Consider the following 18633-nt stretch of genomic DNA (forward strand, 5'->3'; position numbering starts at 1 on the left):
TCTTTTCCTCATTTCTTTTTAGAATAATCTGGTCTGCGTTGACTGATTTCGTCGTAAAACTGCTTGTAATTTGCATAGCGGTAATCAGCTATTTCACCGGCTTCAACCAACTCTTTTACTTTACACTTAGGTTCTTTAAGGTGAACACAGCCTCTGAAACGACAATCTTCTTGTACCCTTAAAAATTCTGGGAACAACTCTCTCAAATCTTCCAATTCTATTTCAGCCAAATCAATTGCACTGAATCCTGGTGTGTCTGCCACCAATCCTCCATGCAGTGGAATCAATTCTACGTGTCTTGTAGTATGCTTTCCTCGACCTAAAGAGGTTGAGATCTCAGCAGTTTTGAGCACTAATTCTGGAGAGATCGTATTCAGTAAGGTTGATTTTCCTGCTCCCGACTGCCCCATGAACACGGTCAATTGGTCAGCAAAATGTGTGCACAATTGTTGAACAGCAGCTTCTTGCTCCGCTTTTTTGGGCAAATAAACTGTGTATCCCAAAGACTTGTAATACTCTTGATACTCTTTTAACTCTTGGTAAGTCTTTTCATCGATCAAGTCTGTTTTTGTGATATAAATAATGGCTTTGATTCCTTTATTTTCTAATGTCACTAAAAACCGATCTAACAGTTGCGGAGAAAAATCAGGCTCAACAGCAGATGTCACTACAACTCCTAAATCAATATTGGCGATCGGCGGACGTACCAGTTCATTTCTTCGTTCCAGCAATTCTTTTAAGATGCCTTCATCTTTATTTCCACTCTCAAACTCTACAAAATCTCCTACTAAAGGTGTCAAGTTACGGTTTCTGAAATTCCCTCTTCCTCTGGTTTGATATGTTTCGCCTTGATAATATACATAATAAAAACCACTTAAAGCTTTTCTAATTTGTCCTTCTGGCAAATAGGCGTCCTCCTCAACGTTTTCTTCCCTTTTTACTTTACTGAACTATGAACTAGAATGCAAACTTAAAAAGCATTATTTCTCTTTCTTTCCTTAATATCGGCTTATCTATAAGTTATTTTATCCTTTTACATGAACAGACAATTTTGGTTCTATAATTTTTAGTGTTGGTGAAGAAAAATCACTAGCACTCTTTTTTGGCAAAAAAATAGAGACATGTGGAGATTTTCGATAGAATGAAGTTACTACACAACCACTCTAAAGGAGAATCTCACATGTCCTACTCTCATTCTATAAGAACTTCACTGAATTTGAAAGATATAAACATTCAATTTGAAAAAGAATTTTGTAAAGATATTCAGCTAAAAGAGCGGTCTGCTAAAGCTTTCTATGCTACATTAACTTACACACCTGAACGGTGTCCCAACTGCGGCATGAAGAAAAAAGAGTACTCTATTATCAAACATGGGTATAAAGAATCGCGCATTACCTTAAACAGTCCGACTCACTACCCTACTTATTTGTTTTTGAAAAAACAACGTTTTTTCTGTAAGCAATGTGCGTCTACCTTTTCTGCGGAAACAGACGAAGTGGCTCGTCATTGTTTTATTTCAAAGCAAACAAAACAGTCCATTGCGATTGAAGCAGCGGATAAAATTTCTGAAAAAGATTTGGCTAAACGGCACCATGTTAGTGTTGCATCCACCTCGAGAATCTTGGAGTTGTTAGGAAACCACTATAAATTGAATACCGAATGGCTTCCTGAGAACCTTTGTTTTGATGAATTTAAATCGGTCTCTAAGAAGTTAAGCTTTATTTATATGGACGCTGAAACGCACCAAGTACTCGATGTTCTCCCTGATAGAAAACTGACAACCTTACGGCTGCATTTTGGAAGATATGCTTACAAAACTCGGTTAAAGGTTAAAACTATCGTTATTGATATGAATGCACCTTATTTTACTTTAATCAACGAACTCTTTCCCAAGGCAAAAATCATTATTGACCCGTTTCATTTAGTCCAGCTCATCAGTCGCTCGATGAATCAAACAAGAGTAGCCTTAATGAACTCTTACCGAACCTCTGATGGAGAAGAGATGAAAAAGTATCGTAAGCTAAAAAACTACTGGCCGCTCGTCTTAAAAAAAGAGAAAAATCTTCATTCCTTTGACTACACTTACCAACGCTTATTCAAAGGAATGAAAACACAACGAGGAATTGTCGATTACTTATTGGATTTAGGAGACACCTTTAAGGTGACCTATGACTTTTATCAACGCCTATTATACGCCTTTGATAAGCAAGACTACGCCATGTTTAATGATTGTTTAAAATCAGCTCCTAAAGGGCTCTCCTCTTATATGAAAACTAGTTTACGAACGCTTAAAAAATACCAGATCTACGTAGAAAACACGTTTTCTTATCCCTTCACAAATGGACCGTTAGAAGGGACGAATAACAAAATCAAAGTATTGAAGCGAATTGCTTTTGGTTTTCGTCGTTTTACCAAGTTTAAAACCCGTATTCTTTTATCTTGTAATACGGTTCAAAAATAGCAATAGAGTATTCAAACGACTAGGTTTGAATACTCTATTGGATACTTCATTTTATTGAATTATTTTCTTACCAACACTATTTGACAAAGAGCCACAATTTTACACAGATGGTTCAGTGAATGACGACAAAAAACTCTTCATTGAGCAGTATACAACATACGTGTATACACTCAACGAAGAGTCTTAATAACTTATTCAGGAGCTTTAACAGAATTGTTTTCTTCTATTGTTTCTCCGTCTCTAACGATTTTGTAACCGCCCGTAGCGCCTTCTTCTAAAATAAACGGTATAGCCATATCTGAATCTTCAGTGATGGTAAATTGTTGGAACAATGTGTCCATCGTGTGTTCTGCATCGGAAATATAAATTTCGATCGTATTAGGCATTGGATCCGGCTCTTCGGAACTCTCTCCGTCTGAATCCTCTTGCGAAGAGGATTCTTCACTTGGGTTTTTATAAGGGATAGACACCGGAACTGTAAATTGACGTTCTGGAATGTCTTCTTGCCCTAATGAAACAACGATATTCAGCGTGTCTCCGCTGTAAACAGTTGTTCCCGGTTCGATATCCTGTGAAATAATGTAACCTACAGGAGTCTCTTCAGAATATTCTTCTGTGATTTGTAGATTCAGCCCATTTTCTGCTGCGTAATCTTCGACTCCTTTTTGAGAGTAACCATCTAAATCTCTCATACTAAAGCCGGCTCTACCACTGCTTACAGTGAAGGTAACTGTCGTTTCAGAAGGAACCACTTCTTCATCTTCGTCAACATCTTGCTCGATGATCATACCGGCGGGTACAGTTTCACTGCTTTCTTCAACCGCTTCTACTGTAAAACCTAATTCGGTCAATTCGGCTTTTACTTCTTGGTAATCTTCGTCAGTATAATCTTTGAATTCCACTGTAGCTTTCCCCGAACTCACATACAAGTCGACACTCGTATCTTCTTTTACACTATTTCCAACATCAGGGTTTGTCCGAATGACCAATCCTTCTTCGATGTCCTCATTAGGCTCTTCAATGACTTCATCGACAGTAATACTGACTGTCAATAGTTCTTCTTCAGCTTCTTCTGGCGTCATTTCAACAACATTGGGGATCACAACGTCTTTGGGTGTCATCATATATACAGCCGAGACACTGATCGCTGCAATCAAGAAAATACCCAAAAGAACGATCCACAACCATTTCTTGCTTTTCTTTTTCTTAGGTTCTTCAGGATCCGATTTTTTCGGACTTTCTTTGACCGGCTCAATGACCATTGTATCTTCCAGTTCATTGTCTGTAGGAACAGATATTGGCGTAATTACTTTTGTTTCTTGCAGCATACTAACTGGTGTAAACGGCGGCTCATCTACTCTGCTTGAAGACAATGATGTCTCTAAATCTTTTGCCATTTCTTCAACTGTCTTGTAACGATCTGCTATTTCTTTCGTAGTAGCTTTCAAAACAACATTCTCTAATGCTTGAGGGATTCTTGGATCAAACTTTTTAACAGAAGGAATGGTTTCTTGGAAATGCTTCAAAGCAATCGAAACCGCAGATTCCCCTTCGAATGGTACGCTGCCAGTCAGCAGTTCATATAAAATGATCCCTAAGGAATAAATATCTGATTGGTTTGTAGCCATCGACCCGCGAGCTTGTTCTGGCGATAAGTAATGTACCGATCCCAACAGGGAGTTCGTTTGAGTGATCGAAGATTGTGAAACAGCTACTGCGATTCCAAAATCAGTGATCTTCGCTACTCCGTTTTCATCCATTAAGATATTTTGCGGTTTTAAATCTCGGTGAATGATTTGGTTTTGATGCGCATAAGAAACAGCGGATAAAATTTGATCCATAATGTTCAATACTTTGTGGTAAGCGATAGGGAAGTGATTGATGATGTATTCTTTCAAATCCATTCCTTTAACATATTCCATTACAATAAATTGTGTTCCATCTTCTTCTCCAACATCATAGATGCTGACAATATTAGGATGAACCAATTCTGTAGAAGATAGGGCTTCTCGTTTGAAGCGGCGAATCGTATCTTCGTCTTTTCTAAAATCATATCTCAGTACCTTGACCGCTACATCACGATTCAAAATCAAATCATGTGCTAGATAAACATTTGCCATACCGCCACTGCCGATAGGTTTCAAAATTTTGTATCGTCCACTCAATTTCTTTCCGATTTCCATTGTCTATTCCCCCTTTCCTTCATATAAATCGATCATAATGACCGTAATATTATCGATTCCGCCACGTTCGTTGGCTAAGTCTACCAGCATAGCAGCACGCGTTTCTAATGATTCAGACGCATAAATGATTTTCTCAATTTCCTTATCAGCTACCATATTGGTCAGCCCATCAGAGCATAGTAAAATAAACTCATCCTCTTTATAGGAATAAATATCAATATCGATGCCTAGTTGTTCTGAAACACCCAAAGAGCGAGTCAAAATATTTTTTTTCGGATGATTTGAAGCTTCTTCAGCTGTCAATTCACCGCTTCTAAGCAATTCTCCCACTAAGGAATGATCATCTGTCACTTGAGTCAAGTGGCCATCAATCAAACGATAAGCTCGGCTGTCCCCTATATTGGCAATAACAAATCCATCGTTAGCTTCTGCTACTGCCACTAACGTCGTTCCCATGCCTTTTAGATCAGAATACTGCTGAGATTTTTCAACCAATCGTTCATTTTCCCGATTGATTCTCTCTTCCAGCCACTCTGCCACATCATTTACTGATGCGAAAAAAGATTTTTCCCAATGATTTCCCAAGTGCGATACGACCATTTCACTGGCGATATCGCCTGCTCGGTGTCCTCCCATGCCGTCACACAGTACAGCTAGGGTAAAATCTTGTTTGTTTTTATATGTATTGGCAAAATCTTGATTGGTTTCTCTTTTTTTTCCTTTATCGGTCTTTACAACCATTTTCATACCGACACCCCATTTTTCCACCTTTTCAAGCCCCTTTATATTGACGATTGATTTAAACGACTGCTGATCAAGGCAGTAAAAAGGAGAATCTCTCAGATTTTACTTTTCTTCGAGATTTCCTTAGTTTATTTCTTCCTTAAGGCACTGATAAAGAATCCATCAGAATCAAAATGATGCGGATAAATAGTTAATAAGTTGTCTTCTAAACAATCTTTGGCAGGACCTTCAACAAATACGTCTTCTTTTTCAAACTCTGGATGCTGTGACAAAAAAGCCGCTACAGTCTGATGATTTTCTTCTTTGATTATTGTACATGTACTATAGACAAGAAGTCCACCAGATTTTAATTTAGGAGCTACTTCATTTAAAATAGCCATTTGAATATTGTGCAGCTGATCAAAGTCTTCTGGTCGTTTAGTGTATTTGATATCTGGTTTTCTGCGCATCAATCCCAATCCAGAACATGGTGCATCTACTAGTATACGATCAAATGTTTCATCCTCAAAGACGTCTTTCACTTTTCGTGCGTCTTGTTCAAGGCCTTCTACTACATCATCCACTTGCAATCTGCGAGCATTCTCATTGATCAGTTTTACTTTGTGCTTATGCAAGTCCAGTGCAGTTACTTTTCCTCCGGCTTCTTTAGAAAGATAGGCCGCAATATGAGTCGTTTTTCCACCTGGTGCTGCACAAGCATCTAATACTTGGTGATGAGGCTCTACTTGTAAAGCTGGAGCTACCAGCATGGATGTTTCATCTTGAATGGTTATTTTCCCGTTTTTGAACAATTCTGAAGAAGCAAAATGTCCGCTGTCGCTTACGATACCATCCGTAGACAGTTCACTCTGGCGCACATAAAAGCCTTCTTCTTCCATATAATCCAAAGCTTCTTGGACTGTAGTCAGTTTACGATTTACCCGTGCACTTGAATGGCTGGACATCAACAATGATTCTCCCAACGCTTCCGTCTCTTCATAACCAATTTCATAAACAAATTTTTCTACTAACCATTTAGGCAAACTATACGTCACACTCAACCGTTCGATAGGATCTTCGATATCTTCTACAGAAGGAAATCCTTTGCGTTCTGCATTTCGTAAAATACCGTTCACGAATTTGCTGATACCGACATGGCCGCGTTTTTTTGCGATTTCAACGGCTTCAAACAAAATGGCATGACTAGGAATTCTTTCCAGGTAAACCATTTGATATACTGACATTCTCAATAAATTGCTTACCCATGGGTCGACTTTTTGATTTTTTTTCACAAATCGACTCAAATAGTAGTCTAAGGTAATTTTGTGTTGTAAAACCCCGTACACCAATTCTGTCATCAAACGTGCATCCGCTGGAGTTAAGTTATTTTTTTGAATGGCTTCGTTCAAAAGAAGATTCGAATACGAACCGCTTTTTTCTGTTTTTTCTAAAATTTGCAATGCTTGGAAACGACTTGTTTTCTTTATAGTACGTTTACCTGTTGGTTGTTCTTCACTCATGTTTTCCCAAAACCTCTCCTGGTGTTAATTGACTGCCTAATCCGCTGATATAAGCCGCAACTGACATTCTTGTTTTCCCAGCTGGCTGAACTTCGTCTAACTGTACAACAGTCCCATTGCCGCAAGCTACTAAAATAGACTCTTTTTGGATATCTACAATGGTTCCTGGTTCCTGGTCAGTTTGGTTAGAAAGAGGTGTAACAGCCCAAATCTTAAATCTTTCCCCATTTAAAAAGGTATAAGCACCTGGGAATGGACGCATTCCTCGAACTTGAAAATCAATTTGCTTGGCTTCTTTGTTCCAGTCCAAAACTTCTTGTTCTCGAGTGATATTTGGAGAAAAAGTCACTTGCGTTTCATCTTGCTTGACCGGATCAATGGTTCCGTCAATAATATGAGGGATAGTCTCCATCAACAAGTCTCTTCCCAATAGACTTAAGCGGTCAAATAAAGTTCCTACATCATCGTTACGCGTGATTGGAAGGGATTTTTGCGAGATCACATCTCCGGCATCCATTTTCTTCTCCATATACATAATAGAGACGCCCGTTTCTGTCTCTCCATTGATCAAAGCATAATGAACAGGAGCGCCTCCTCGATATTTAGGCAACAAAGAAGCGTGGACATTGATCGAACCAAAGCGAGGCACATTCAACAGTTTAGTAGGTAAAAACTGTCCAAAAGCGGCTGTCACGATCAAATCAGGTTCCAAAGCCATGATTCTTTCCATTTCTTGTGAGCCTGAGATTTTTTCTGGTTGCAACACCTCAATATTGTGCTCCAAAGCAGCTTTCTTTACTGGTGATGGAGTCAATATTTTTTTTCGTCCTACTGGGCGATCCGGTTGAGTAACAACTGCGATCACTTCATAAGAAGATTGTACTAAGGCTTCTAAAATTGGTACTGAAAAAGCTGGTGTCCCCATAAAAACTATTTTCATTTGTCTTAACTCCTTCATCTTCTCGTGTGGATAGTGAGAATCTGTCAATTTTTTATCATTTCTTTTTACATGAATTGTTGCGGTTCTTTATCTATCGCGATCATTAATCCCTTAGCCATTTCTTTTTGAGATTCATTGATAATCTGATGCAGCAAAGGAATCAATTGCGGTTCGGTTTTATATTTGATCAAAACTTGATAATAAAAGCGATTGTTCACTCTGGCGATCGATTTTGGCGTAGGGCCTAATACAATGGTCTCTTTTTGCAAATGAGGCGCTAAAAAGTTGACGATCTCATACATCTTTTTGGCCGCTTTTTTTTCGTCTTCATGACTAGCAGTGATAGACACTGTAAAATAATAAGGTGGATAATTTCCACGGTGACGAATAATCATCTCTGTTTTATAGAATTGGTTGTAATCATGCATTTGAGCCAATTGGATAGCGTAATGTTCAGGGTTATACGTTTGCACGATGACTTCACCAGTCAACTCCGCTCTTCCTGCCCTTCCACTCACTTGAGTCAACAACTGAAAGGTTTTTTCGCTGGACCTGAAATCTGGTAAACCTAGTGAAGTATCAGCATTCAACACACCCACCAACGTAATATTCGGAAAATCTAAACCCTTAGCGATCATTTGCGTTCCCAGCAAGATGTCTGCTTCATGGTTGCCGAACGCACTCAGTATTTTCTCGTGAGCACCTTTTTTACGAGTCGTATCCACGTCCATCCGAATCACTCTTGCTTCAGGAATGACTTGTTCCAATTCTTCTTGTATTTTTTGCGTACCTGTACCATAATACCGAATTTTTGAACTTTTGCAAACTGGACATGTATGAGGGATTCTCTCCTCATGACCGCAGTAATGGCATTTCATACTTTTAGTATCCATATGAAGTGTCAATGAAATATCACAATTCGGACAAGGTAAAACAAATCCGCAATCTCGGCACATCACAAATGAAGAATACCCTCTTCGATTCAACATCAATACGATCTGCTCTTTTTTAGCTAACCGGTCACGAATTTTTTCTTGCAGCTGAATTGAGAAACTACTGCGATTGCCGTTTTTGCCTTCATCTCGCATATCGATAATCTCTACTTCAGGCAACACTTTTTTGTTTACCCGTTCTGGTAGTTCCACTAAGGTGTAAACCTTTTTTTGTGCTCTTGCGCGTGATTCTAAAGAAGGTGTCGCACTACCTAAAATCAGCGGACAATTATGGAATTCAGAACGCCACAACGCTACATCACGAGCATGATAACGCGGATTTTCACTTTGTTTGTAGCTTGTTTCATGTTCCTCATCCATAATGATAACTCCTAAGTTTTTCACAGGAGCAAAAATGGAAGAACGCGCCCCTACAACTACCTTGGCTTCTTCTCGTTCGATTTTCCGCCACTCATCGTACTTTTCTCCATCTGATAAGCCGCTGTGCAACACAGCTACTTTCTCTCCAAAACGTCCTTTAAAACTCGTTACCATTTGTGGAGTCAGAGCGATTTCAGGAACCAACATCAATGCGGTTTGTCCTTTTTCTAACACAGAAGCGATGGTTTGAAGGTAGATCTCTGTTTTCCCGCTCCCTGTTACACCTCTTAATAAGAACGTTTCAGCACGTTCTTGTTTCACGGCTTCTTGTATCTTATCAAATGCAGCTTGTTGATGGGAAGTCAGAGTATGAGAGTCTGTTTGTTTGAAATCTTGTGATTCAAATGGATCACGATAAACTTCTTCTTCATAGACTGTCAACCAGTTTTTCTTTTCTCCATCACGAATATGGGATGAGGTCAACTGATAGTTTTTGCTCAATTCTTGACTGCTGATCGATTGGTCAGCGAGAGAGAGAGTCTGCAACACTTCTAACAACTCGAGTTTCTTTTTAGCCGTTTTTCGTAAGCCCATTTTTTCTTCTTCTAGTTGTTCAAATGACAAAGCGGGTTTGATCATTCTTCTTTTCTTTTTGTTTGCGCGATTTTTGACTGAATACACGACTTCTACACGCTCTTGCTTTTTCAGCTGGGCTAATTGAGGCAGCAAATCACGATTGACCGCATCTTCCCATGTCAGTTCGTCTTTCCCTTTAAACAATTCAAAAAACAAGTCTTCATCAATATCATCAATGAGACGAATGGTTTTTTCGTATTTAGCTCTCAGTACAGCTGGAAGCATAGTCTGATAACAAGTAATTCGAAAGCTGAAAGTTTTTTCAGCCATGTCTTTTCCTAATTGGATCAATTCATCGTTCAAAACCGGATGCAGATCCATTACACCTGTGATGTTTTTCAATGCTCCAGTAAATGAAGGTTCTTCAACTATTGATACCACAAATCCCTGAACAACTCTTTTCCCTTGACCAAAAGGAACTTCGACTCGCATCCCTGGTTGGATTTGATCTTTGAATTGATCTGGGATCTGATAATCATACGGTTGATTTGTTTGCATCGTCGGTACGTCAACAATAACTTTAGCAATTAAATTCACTAGTGTTCACACCTTTATTTGCTCAATTTCTGAATCACTTCTTGAATGATACTATCTGCGATGTCTCTTTTTGATCGCACAGATAATTCTATAGGTGGGGTATCTTTGGAAAATAACGTAACTTCATTTGTTTCTTTGTTAAATCCTGCATGAGGTTTAGAAACATCATTGGCTACAATCATATCCGCATTTTTCTTTTCTAATTTCCCCATAGCATATTCTGCAACATCATGGGTTTCAGCCGCAAAACCAACTAAAAATTGATGACTTTTTTGCTGCCCCATGGTCGCTAAAATATCTTGCGTTTTAGCTAAAGATATAACCATTTGGTTTTCTTTTTTCTTGATTTTTTGGGTCGCTTGCGTTTCTGGTGTATAATCCGACACTGCCGCTGCCATAATAACGATGTCTGCTGATTCGAACTCCTTGAACACAGCATCTGACATCTGCTGAGCAGATTCTACGGCAACAACTTCCATTCCAAAAGGGTGTTTTAATTGCGTAGAAGCAGAGATCAACACTACTTTCGCCCCTTTATCTCTAGCAGCCATAGCTAATTGGTACCCCATCTTACCCGATGAATCATTCGTAATGTAACGGACTGGATCAATCCGTTCCTTTGTTCCGCCCGCTGTAACAACTACTTTTTTACCACTCAAAGGTAAATCAGTCTGTTGTCGGATCAAATATTCTTGGATAGCTTCAACAATAGCTTCAGGCTCTGGAAAACGGCCTCTTCCTTCATATCCTTCTGCTAAAAATCCCGTATCGGGTTCCATCACAAAATGTCCGTCTTGCTCTAATCGTTCCCAATTTCTGACCGTTGCTGGATTTTCTAACATGTGCGTGTTCATCGCAGGTACAATAAAAACAGGCGCTGTTGTAGCTAATAAAGTCGTTGTCACAAAATCATCCGCTATTCCATGAGCCATTTTTGCCATAACATTCGCTGTAGCAGGTGCTACAACTGCTAATTCTGACCAGTCTGCTAAGTGGATGTGGCTCACTTCAGCTGGGTCTTTATCTTCAAATACATTCGTAAAGACTTCATTTTTACTCAAAATCTGTAAAGTATACGGTGTAATAAATTCTGTTGCCGCTTTTGTCATGGCGACTCGCACTTCAGCTCCTTGTTTGATCAAACGTCTCACCAAATCAGCTGCCTTATACGCCGCTATCCCGCCAGTAATGTATACCGCTATTTTTTTCCCTTTTAACACTTAAAGTCCCCCGATCTTTAAAGCACTTTATCTGTGCATTCTTCTCTATTCTACTAAAAATACTTCCGTTTGTCTTCTTGAATAAAAATACTCCAAGGGGATTTTTAAAATGGCTTTTTGCGTGTCTCATCGGGTTCATATTCAACAAGCTAAACGCTCTGCTTTTAAAATGAGCTACGCAAGGCAGCTTACATGTCTATCATCTGGATCTGACCTGTTAGGTAAAACGCCTAACTGGTCAGATCCTTCTAAAACGAGCTGGACAGAGCAGGTCTCCTATGGTTTCGTTTCCCCTCTTTTATTGGGAAAGACCACCCAATTAAAAGAGGGGAAATCGAACTCTACGGAACCCTAAACGCTCTCTACTTTTAAAACGAGCTGCGCGAGGCAGCTTACATGTCTATCATCTGGATTTGACCTGTTAGATAAAACACCTAACTGGTCAAATCCGGATGCTATCCAGTAAGCTGAACGCCTCGCTCCGCTCTCTAAAAATAAAAGAGTGGAACATTTGTCTGTTCCACTCTTTTGTCTTTTAAATTATACTTCAGGGTCTACGGTTGTTGGGTCGATGACCAAATCTCCGCTTGCTATTTCTTCTAAAGCTTTTCCTACGTTTTTATACGATTTGTATTCTTCCAACATTGGCATAGCTTTATCATCTAATTCGTAAGCTCTTTTACTTGAAACGATGACTAGTGAATATTTTGAATCAATTTTCTCTAGTAATGCGTCTATAGAAGGATCTAACATCATAATTTTTACATCTCCTCAACAATTTTTTTATATCTATTGATTACTCTAGGTACTTTTAAGTGTTCACTTTCGATGATATGCTTGATTTTCGTGACAGCATTTTCTACTTTGTCATTCACGACAGCATAGTCATAGTGATCCATCATTTTGATTTCTTCGACGGCTTTTTCTAAACGTTGTTCGACCAAAGCGATTTTTTCAGTGCCTCGATTAAGAATACGCGATTTGAGTTCCATTATATCTGGCGGAGTTAAAAAAATAAAAATACCCTCTGGCATTTTTTCACGTACTTGTTTTGCTCCATTTACTTCAATCTCAAGGAATACATCTTTTCCACTACTTAAAGTCTGTTCAACATATTCAAGCGGCGTGCCATAATAGTTCCCAACATATTCAGCATATTCCAATAATCCACCATCTTCAATCAGTTGCTCAAATACTTCTTTAGATCTAAAAAAGTAATCTACTCCATCTTCTTCGCCCGCTCGTTTTTGACGAGTCGTCATAGAGATAGAATATTCAAAATCAATTTCTCCACTATCAAAAATTGCTTTTCTGACTGTTCCTTTTCCTACACCGGATGGTCCAGAAAGAACAATCAATAAACCACGTTCAGTCATACGTTACCCTTCCTATCTAAACAGTTTCCACTTAAAGATAATCCTCATTACATAAATTCAGACTCTTTTAAAAAATCTGTCAACTTTTTCATTTCTTCATTGCTTAAGGTAATTCCTTTGCCCATTTTTTCATGTTCAGGAGACCAATCACGTAAATCAAATTTGGGCGGATTTCCATTCCAACTCACCAAGTTTAATTCTTTCTGCCAGCCTTTAGCATTTTGAGAAAGGACTAAAAGTTCTTCTTTGATTTCAAAAGAAAATTTTTGTGCCATATTTATTCACCTCGTTCAAAAAAGATTGAGCAAGTATCAAAGATTTTTTTGCTTACCTTCTACTTTAACATAAATCCGCCATTTACTAAACAACTTTTTTGCTTTCCTTAGTCTTTCATGATTAATTTATCTTATTTTTGTTTCAGAAAGTACAAAAATAATGCTATCGCAAATGGATAAGGATATATTCGAATCAATAGTTGTCCTTTCCAGTCTTTAAAAGCATTTGCATTTTCGTTCTCTAGTACAGATAAAAAGTAAAAGCACACTTTTAGAGGAGACAAAAACGGGATGCTTTCTTTCAATTCTTCCTGCCATTCTTTGGCCGTTTTTACAAAATCATAAGTGCGGTTGTTTTGCAGTACTTTTACTAAATCTTGAAAAGACGTTTCATTCGTCATTCGTTCATAACGATCCAATATTTCTTGCTCAAATTCGTTAAACTCATACACTTTTGTAGGAGGGATATGAAGCATTTTCCCTGTCAGTTCATATAGAGCATATGGGAGTTCTTTTTTCCCCATCATCCCCATCCATTCAGTATTGAGCTGCCCCAACAAAAACAATTGGTTTTCTTCTTGATGCAAGTAACTTTTCACATCGTCATTTACCGTCAATAAAAAATCCGCAAGTTGTTTGTAGAATCGTTTAGAGTGCTGTTGAAGACTGTCTTTATCGAATGTATACCAAGAGCCTTCATACATTTCAAAACTCTTCATTGTGTCCAAGTAACCTAATTGAATATTGACTTTTGCTCGGCTTCCATCAAAAAGCAGCATATCCCCCAATGGCCATTTGCTTGTGATATGATGTGTCTCGATTTCATCAGGAATCGTATAGTCTCTTATTTTTCCATTGGTATTGATGTCTGCTATGATCAAGAGATCTGGCTGTTTAGTTAACGCTGGATCAACTGGAACATTTTCTCTGTATCCTCCGTCTGCATAATGCTTGCCTTCAATTTCAGTAAAAGACATTGCCGGGTAAAGCGAGGCACTGGCTAACAAATACAAATCCAGCTGTCCGTATGGAATATCCTCTAAATAATAAGTTTGTTGTTCTCTAGAAGAGAGTTCGGTAACGGTTATTCCGAAATCGATTCCGCTTTCTTGAATCTTTTTCTCATCGATAATGAATTCTTTGATTAAGGTATGAAGCGGTTTGGAGCTGATCCCTCTATTTTTAATAGCGGTCAGTATAAATTTGCTGAGAACTGCTCCATATTCATTAAAGCTGGATGGTTTTTCAGGCAGTTCAAATTCAACCACGTTTTTAATTTCCAACTCTTTCCACATCTGCTCAACAAGTTCATAATCACCTTGTAAAATCGCTGCCCCATTTAAAGCTCCTACAGAAGTACCCGTAATGATATCCGGCTGAATGCCTAATTCTCTGATAGCTTTCCACACGCCGACCTGATAAGATCCTCGTGCGCCCCCTCCTCCAAGAACTAATGCCACTCGAGAGCTTTCTGTTTTTACATACCTCTCTTCACTCATTCCAATAATCAACTCCTATCGATTGCAGCTTTATCCTTAGTATACCTAGAACTATGCGGTAACCAAAATAAAAAGAAGAGAAAAACCATCTAAACTGGTTTTTCTCTTCTTTTGAAGACATTTCAAATAAAAAATCTATCCAGCAAATGCACACAGGACTTAGCCCATGTCTTTAACTTTCATCAAGCGAGTGATTTCAGCACGCTCGCTCTCATCTAATTTCATTTGAATGAAGTAAATCGTTTCTTCTAATTGTGGAATCGTACGGTACTCTAAAGCATTTACTCGACGTCTTGTACTTTCGATCTCATCTGCCAATAATTGACATGTTTTTTCGATTTCAGAGAGTTCCAACAACTCTTTCATAACGGCAGACATTTCTTCTATCGAAACATCCAACTCGCTGTTAGAGTTCAGATATCCATATGGGACATCACTTGGATTAGCCTCTTCTTCTGAATAATCGAAGTTCATGACCGGTACATTTACACTCATGATGTTTTTTTCATAGACACTTAAACTAACGCTGCGCGGAGGAACAGCCACTAACTCTTCAATGTATTTTTCGTTTAACAATGATTTCGCCATAACGAAAGATTGCATTGCAGAAATCAATTTCCCCTCTACAACAGTACGCAGTTCATTATTTTTTTTGATCAACTCAATAAACTGACGCATCAATTCATCTTGTTTATCTTTTAATAATTTGTGTCCACGACTTGCCAAACTGAGTCTGTCTTTCAAATTTGCCAGTTCCATACGAGTCGGATTAACATTCAACCTAGCCATTTAGACTCACTCCCCTTTCGGTAAGTATTCATCTAACATGTCATCTTTAATCCGTTTCAATTCAGTTCTAGGCAAGATAGACAATAACTCCCAACCTAAGTCTAACGTATCTTCAATCGTACGATTCGTATAGAAACCTTGGTTGACATATTTTTCTTCAAATTCAGTAGCAAATGCAGCAAATTTCTTGTCTGTATCTGATAAAGCTGATTCACCTAATACTACTGCTAATTCTTTCGCTTTTTTCCCTTCTGCATACGCCGCGAACAATTGGTTCATGGTTGCAGAATGATCTTTTCTGGTTTTTCCTTCTCCAGTTCCTTTATCTTTTAGACGAGATAAAGAAGGCAATACATCGATTGGAGGTTGGACATTATTGTTGTACAAATCTCTCGAAAGAATGATTTGTCCCTCAGTAATGTATCCAGTTAAATCTGGGATTGGATGAGTGATATCATCTTCAGGCATCGTTAAGATAGGAATCTGAGTAACTGACCCTGATGTTCCTACCAAACGGCCAGCACGTTCAAACAACGTTGCTAAGTTGGTATACAAGTAACCAGGATAACCACGACGACCAGGTACTTCACGACGTGCTGCAGAAATTTCACGTAAAGCTTCACAGTAGTTTGTCATGTCGGTCATGATAACCAATACATGCATCCCTTTTTCGTAAGCTAAATATTCAGCAGCTGTCAGTGCCATACGAGGTGTAGCGATACGTTCGATCGCTGGGTCATTTGCTAAGTTCAAGAAGACTACTGAACGGTCGATAGCACCCGTTTTACGGAAATCTTCCATAAAGAATTCAGCTTCTTCAAAAGTGATCCCTATACCTGCGAACACAACAGCAAATTTCTCATCAGAGTTTAAAACAGTTGCTTGACGAGCAATTTGAGCAGCTAATTCTTTATGCGGCAAACCTGAACCAGAGAATACTGGCAATTTTTGTCCACGAACTAATGTGTTCAAATGGTCAATACTAGAGATTCCTGTTTGAATAAATTCATCCGGATAATCACGAGCCATCGGATTGATCGCTTCACCGTTGATATCCAATGTTTTTTCAGGAATGATTTGAGGACCACCATCGTTGACCTCACCCATCCCAGTGAACACACGTCCAACCATGTCCTCAGAAACGCCTAAAGATAACGGTTTTCCTGTAAAACGAACTTTTGTATCTTTCAAGTTGATTCCAGACGGACCTTCGAAGATTTGGACCATAGCTTTGTCGCCATCGATTTCCAATACTTGTCCTCGACGTTTTTCGCCATTTTGCATTTGAATGTCTACTAATTCATCAAATTTTACACCTTCAACGCCTTCAACAGTCATCAAAGGACCTACAACTTCATTAATTGTACGGTATTCTTTAAGCATCTGTATCCATTCCTCCTTTTTCAACAACTTGGTGGATGGTTTCTTTTATTGAGTTACGCATGTCTTCAAACTGAGCAATCTCTGCTTCAGGTAAGAATTTACCACGACCAATACGCTCTCTGATATCTACCGTACCTTTGACGATTTCATCAAAGTAGGCACCTAATTCCATTCCTTTTTTCGACTCTTCTTCAAATGTTAAGATAGTATGCAACATTTCATATTGTTTTTTAAGAGAAGTCGTTGTATCTACATCATCAAAAGCGTTTTGTTGCAAGTAGTCTTCACGAATCATTCGTGCGATCACAAGTTTCAAGCGATCTCTCTCAGATAACGATTCAGCTCCGACCAATTGAACGATTTCTTCTAATTCAGCTTCATCTTGCAATAAAGAAGAGCTGTGAGCTACCATACTGCTCCAGTCTACACCTAGTGTTTCACCGATATGACTAGTCATTTCAGTCAAATACAATGAATAAGAATCAAGCCAGTTGATTGCCGGGAAGTGACGTCTTCTAGATAAATCTGCATCTAATCCCCAGAATACTTTTGCTACACGCATTGTATTTTGAGTAACGGGTTCAGAAGTATCTCCACCTGGAGGCGAAACAGCACCGATAGCAGTGATGCTTCCTTCACGGCCTTCGCTTCCTAATGTGATGACTTTTCCAGCACGTTCATAGAATTCAGCCAAACGACTACCCAGATAAGCTGGATATCCTTCATCACCAGGCATTTCTTCTAAACGTCCAGACATCTCACGCAATGCTTCCGCCCAACGAGAAGTCGAGTCAGCCATGATAGCTACACTGTATCCCATGTCACGGAAATATTCTGCAATAGTGATACCTGTATAAATTGAGGCTTCACGAGCCGCAACGGGCATATTAGATGTGTTTGCAATCAAAATAGTACGAGCCATAATAGATTCGCCGGTATTCGGGTCGATCAATTCAGGGAACTCGTTAATAACGTCCGTCATTTCATTTCCACGTTCACCACAACCTACGTATACTACGATGTCTACATCTGCATACTTAGCGATTTGATGTTGTACGACTGTTTTACCAGCTCCAAAAGGACCAGGTACTGCCGCAGATCCACCTTTAGCAACTGGGAACAACGTATCAATTACTCGTTGTCCTGTTTTTAAAGGAGTTGTTGGGTTTAATTTACGAGCAGCTGGACGTCCACGACGAACAGGCCATTTTTGAGTCATGGTAAAATCTTTAACGCCTTCTTCTGTTTCTACAGAATAAATCGTTTCAGAAATAGTGAAGTCTCCAGCTTTAACATCTGTAACTGTTCCTTCAATTCCAATTGGGATCATGATTTTGTGATCCACTACAGGAGTCTCTTTAACGTGCCCAACGATATCGCCAGCAGTTACTTTAGTTCCGGTTGTAATAGTTGGTTCAAAAGTCCATTTTTTTGTGCGATCAAGTGGTTCAATGGAAACCCCACGGTTAAGATAATTGCTTTGTGTTTGATTTAAAAACGTGTCTAATGGTCTTTGGATCCCGTCAAACATTTGTGACATGATTCCTGGAGCCAATTCAACAGACAGAGCTTCCCCTGTTGTTTCAACTGGTTCTCCTGGTCCAACCATTGAAGTTTCTTCATATACCTGAATGGAGGCAATGCTTCCTCGCATCTCAATAATTTCACCAATCAAACCAAGATTTCCGACTTTACAGATATCCTGGATATTGGCATGTTCCATGCCTTCAGCCGTAACAAGCGGTCCAGAGACACTAACAATTTTTCCTTTGTTCAAA

General features: G+C 39.0%; 15 protein-coding genes. 1 reads left to right on the forward strand and 14 read right to left on the reverse strand.

What is annotated here, in order from left to right; all coding sequences use genetic code 11:
- Positions 1–8: 8 nt before the first annotated feature.
- The gene (gene rsgA / locus LMF32_RS11640; protein WP_188203763.1) at positions 9–905 is read right to left on the reverse strand and encodes a ribosome small subunit-dependent GTPase A; all 897 of its coding nucleotides are present in this window, start codon (positions 903–905) and stop codon (positions 9–11) included.
- Positions 906–1180: 275 nt separating this feature from the next.
- Here rsgA and LMF32_RS11645 point away from each other — a divergent pair, with 275 nt between their 5' ends.
- On the forward strand, positions 1181–2461 hold the full coding sequence (locus LMF32_RS11645) for an ISL3 family transposase (RefSeq protein ID WP_230524118.1): 1281 nt from the start codon (positions 1181–1183) through the stop codon (positions 2459–2461).
- A gap of 191 nt (positions 2462–2652) precedes the next feature.
- Here LMF32_RS11645 and pknB read toward each other — a convergent pair whose 3' ends face one another.
- The 13 genes from pknB to LMF32_RS11710 all read right to left on the reverse strand — a co-directional run bounded on the left by pknB (position 2653) and on the right by LMF32_RS11710 (position 18632).
- A complete protein-coding gene (gene pknB, locus LMF32_RS11650) occupies positions 2653–4644 on the reverse strand; it encodes a Stk1 family PASTA domain-containing Ser/Thr kinase (RefSeq protein ID WP_230524840.1) in 1992 nt (663 codons plus the stop codon).
- 3 nt (positions 4645–4647) lie between these two features.
- Positions 4648–5412 carry a Stp1/IreP family PP2C-type Ser/Thr phosphatase gene (locus LMF32_RS11655; protein WP_317450519.1) on the reverse strand — a complete coding sequence of 255 codons (765 nt, stop codon included), beginning with the start codon at positions 5410–5412 and terminating at the stop codon, positions 4648–4650.
- A gap of 104 nt (positions 5413–5516) precedes the next feature.
- Positions 5517–6887 carry a 16S rRNA (cytosine(967)-C(5))-methyltransferase RsmB gene (gene rsmB, locus LMF32_RS11660; RefSeq protein WP_188203765.1) on the reverse strand — a complete coding sequence of 457 codons (1371 nt, stop codon included), beginning with the start codon at positions 6885–6887 and terminating at the stop codon, positions 5517–5519.
- Positions 6880–7827, reverse strand: coding sequence for a methionyl-tRNA formyltransferase (gene fmt, locus LMF32_RS11665; protein ID WP_230524841.1), 948 nt, complete (start codon positions 7825–7827; stop codon positions 6880–6882). The genes rsmB and fmt overlap by 8 nt, the downstream gene beginning before the upstream one ends.
- Positions 7828–7892: 65 nt before the next feature.
- Positions 7893–10313, reverse strand: a complete 2421-nt coding sequence (gene priA / locus LMF32_RS11670; RefSeq protein WP_230524842.1) for a primosomal protein N' — start codon at positions 10311–10313, stop codon at positions 7893–7895.
- A gap of 14 nt (positions 10314–10327) precedes the next feature.
- Positions 10328–11533, reverse strand: a complete 1206-nt coding sequence (gene coaBC / locus LMF32_RS11675; RefSeq protein ID WP_092480168.1) for a bifunctional phosphopantothenoylcysteine decarboxylase/phosphopantothenate--cysteine ligase CoaBC — start codon at positions 11531–11533, stop codon at positions 10328–10330.
- 540 nt (positions 11534–12073) lie between these two features.
- Positions 12074–12289 (reverse strand): DNA-directed RNA polymerase subunit omega, encoded by a 216-nt coding sequence (gene rpoZ, locus LMF32_RS11680; protein ID WP_092480170.1) that lies wholly within the window; start codon positions 12287–12289, stop codon positions 12074–12076.
- A gap of 5 nt (positions 12290–12294) precedes the next feature.
- Complete coding sequence (gmk, locus tag LMF32_RS11685) at positions 12295–12909, reverse strand: guanylate kinase (RefSeq protein ID WP_092480171.1); 615 nt, start codon at positions 12907–12909, stop codon at positions 12295–12297.
- A gap of 47 nt (positions 12910–12956) precedes the next feature.
- Positions 12957–13184 (reverse strand): YdbC family protein, encoded by a 228-nt coding sequence (locus LMF32_RS11690; RefSeq protein WP_092480172.1) that lies wholly within the window; start codon positions 13182–13184, stop codon positions 12957–12959.
- 131 nt (positions 13185–13315) lie between these two features.
- Complete coding sequence (locus LMF32_RS11695; protein WP_230524843.1) at positions 13316–14683, reverse strand: patatin-like phospholipase family protein; 1368 nt, start codon at positions 14681–14683, stop codon at positions 13316–13318.
- Between the two features lie 159 nt (positions 14684–14842).
- Positions 14843–15472, reverse strand: coding sequence for a V-type ATP synthase subunit D (locus tag LMF32_RS11700; RefSeq protein WP_092480174.1), 630 nt, complete (start codon positions 15470–15472; stop codon positions 14843–14845).
- A gap of 6 nt (positions 15473–15478) precedes the next feature.
- Entirely contained in the window at positions 15479–16855 is a 1377-nt protein-coding gene (locus LMF32_RS11705) for a V-type ATP synthase subunit B (RefSeq protein WP_092480175.1), read from the reverse strand.
- On the reverse strand, positions 16848–18632 hold the full coding sequence (locus tag LMF32_RS11710) for a V-type ATP synthase subunit A (RefSeq protein WP_278046299.1): 1785 nt from the start codon (positions 18630–18632) through the stop codon (positions 16848–16850). Before LMF32_RS11710 ends, LMF32_RS11705 begins: the two co-directional genes overlap by 8 nt.
- Position 18633 lies beyond the last annotated feature (1 nt).

It is taken from the genome of Desemzia sp. C1, assembly GCF_020882875.1.
GTDB classification, from domain to species: Bacteria; Bacillota; Bacilli; order Lactobacillales; family Carnobacteriaceae; genus Desemzia; species Desemzia incerta.